Raw genomic sequence first — 2086 nt, 5'->3', positions numbered from 1 at the left:
CCTCTCAACGCAACGGGCTCTCCACGGTCTCTGCCGTCAGACGGGGTTCGCAGGCTGCCATGGGTTGGAGATTGCGCTGGCCCGGTATCGGTAGCGGCTGACCGTGACCGATGCGATCCGGAACAGCTCGATCCCGTCCGCCGCGATGGGTCTCCACCGCCCGGTGGGGGTGGTGAACCGGCGGCGGACGTCGCCCCAACTCCATCGGTGACGCTCCCGCAGCATGCGGATAAGACGCCACCACACGAAGGCGTCGAGCCTGTCAAAGACATGCTTGGCGACTGCGTGCTTGAAGTAGATGGCCCAACCGCGCATGATCTGAGTGAGTCTCTTCAGCACGGTGGCAAGATCCTGCTGCGATGTCCTGCCTGTCAGAGCACGGACCTTCGCCTTCAGCGACCGGATGGGCCGGTCGGCGATGAAGGTGTAGACGTGCCATTTGGTCGTGCCTCCCTTGCGTTTCCACTGGATGCGGAAGCCCAGGAAGTCGAACCCGTCGCTCATGTGCGCGATCCGGGTCTTGGCCTGCGACAGACGCAGACCGAGAGGTTCGAGCAGGTCAGCGACTTCTTCGCGCAGTGCCGCGGTGTCCGCTTCGGTGCCGTGCACCAGGACGACAAAGTCATCCGCGTAGCGGACGACCCGCCACGTGGGTTGACCTTTGCGGCGCCGGTAGGCGCGTTTCCCTTCGGTGGCCATCACCCCACCTGGTTCCCATGGCCCGTGCAGGTGCTCGTCGAGCGCCGACAGGGCGATGTTCGCCAGCAGCGGGGACAGGATGCCGCCTTGTGGGGTGCCGGTCAGTGTTTCCTTGTTCTCGCCGAGTTCCGTGAAGACCCCGGCTTTGAGGAAGGCTTTGACCAGTGTCAGGACTCGCTTGTCCTTCACCCGGCGACGCACTCGGTCCATCAGGGCCGTGTGGTCGATCGAGTCGAAGCACGCCTCGATGTCCGCATCCAGCACCCAGCGATATCCCCGGGTGCCGAAATAGTGGATCTCGGCGATCGCGTCCTGAGCCCGCCGTCGGGGCCGGAACCCGTAGGAGACCGGCTTGAAGTCGGCCTCGAAGATCGGTTCCAGCACCAGCTTCAGCGCCGCCTGAACGACCCGGTCCGCGATCGTCGGAATCCCGAGCTTGCGGACCTTCCCCGAGCCTCCTGGCTTGGGAATGCTGCGTTCCCGCACCGGCAGCGGACGGAACGAGCCGTCCTTGAGGGTCGCCCGCAGGTCGTTCAGGAACCCGAGAACACCGATCGATTCCTCGACATCTATGGCGGTCAGACCGTCGACGCCTGGAGTCCGGGCTCCCTGGTTGCCCGCGACCCGGTCGAACGCCACCAACAGCGTTGCCGGGTCGTGCACGAAGTTGAACAGGTCATCGAACCGGCGGCCGGGATCGGCCACCGTCCAACGGTGAAGCTTGGTCTGCATCTCCAGTACCCGGGCCCGAAAACCCGGAGCTCCGCCATTCGGCGGGGCGTCTTCCGGCATTGCAGCGTCCTTCCCTTCTCGATACCGCTGCCGCCCTTCCCCATGTGGCCGGCTCTCCCGGCCTCGGAGTACTACGGCGGCTCCGCCCCGTCCCGGACCGATCAGCGGTCGATGCGCTCAGCCCCTGCAGCCTGCTGGAGGCAGGTGGCAGGGCGAGGTTCGGGACGGTTCCCGTGTTCACTGTGGTTCGCTCGATGAAGGAGGAGCCCGGCTGTGTCCCTGCGGCATCGCCACGAGTACGCCGCAGGCTTTCCTCATGGCCTCCCAGCCAGCTTTCGTAGACCGACCCAGGAGTTGTCGGACCACCCGAAAGGATGAACCGAGTACGCACCGCTACCGGCCCTGATCCGCCAGGTTTGAGCCGGAGGCACTTTAAGAGACGTAAACGCCGATTCCTCGCGTACTCCTCTTCATCACGCTTGCCGGACCCGCCCCATCTGGCAGTACTGGGCACGTCCCGGCGTTGTCAGGGCCGCTCTCACCCTCCCCGGCATCACCCGGATCAGGCTGCCCTCAGCTTCAACCCGACTGCTGCGACAGCGAGTTGGTGCAGGTCTTCCACCTCCACTCGAACCAACAGCGCCTCACGGCGCAA

1 protein-coding gene is annotated in these 2086 nt (G+C 65.3%); it reads right to left on the bottom strand.

What is annotated here, in order from left to right:
* Window positions 1–36: 36 nt before the first annotated feature.
* Window positions 37–1491, bottom strand: a complete 1455-nt coding sequence (gene ltrA, locus ACFVWD_RS58150) for a group II intron reverse transcriptase/maturase (RefSeq protein WP_389607269.1) — start codon at window positions 1489–1491, stop codon at window positions 37–39.
* Window positions 1492–2086 lie beyond the last annotated feature (595 nt).

This window comes from Streptomyces sp. NPDC058086, assembly GCF_042885015.1.
Lineage (GTDB): Bacteria > Actinomycetota > Actinomycetes > Streptomycetales > Streptomycetaceae > Streptomyces.
Note: the sequence above shows the minus strand (reverse complement) of the source record. Positions and strands in the feature narration are given on the sequence as shown.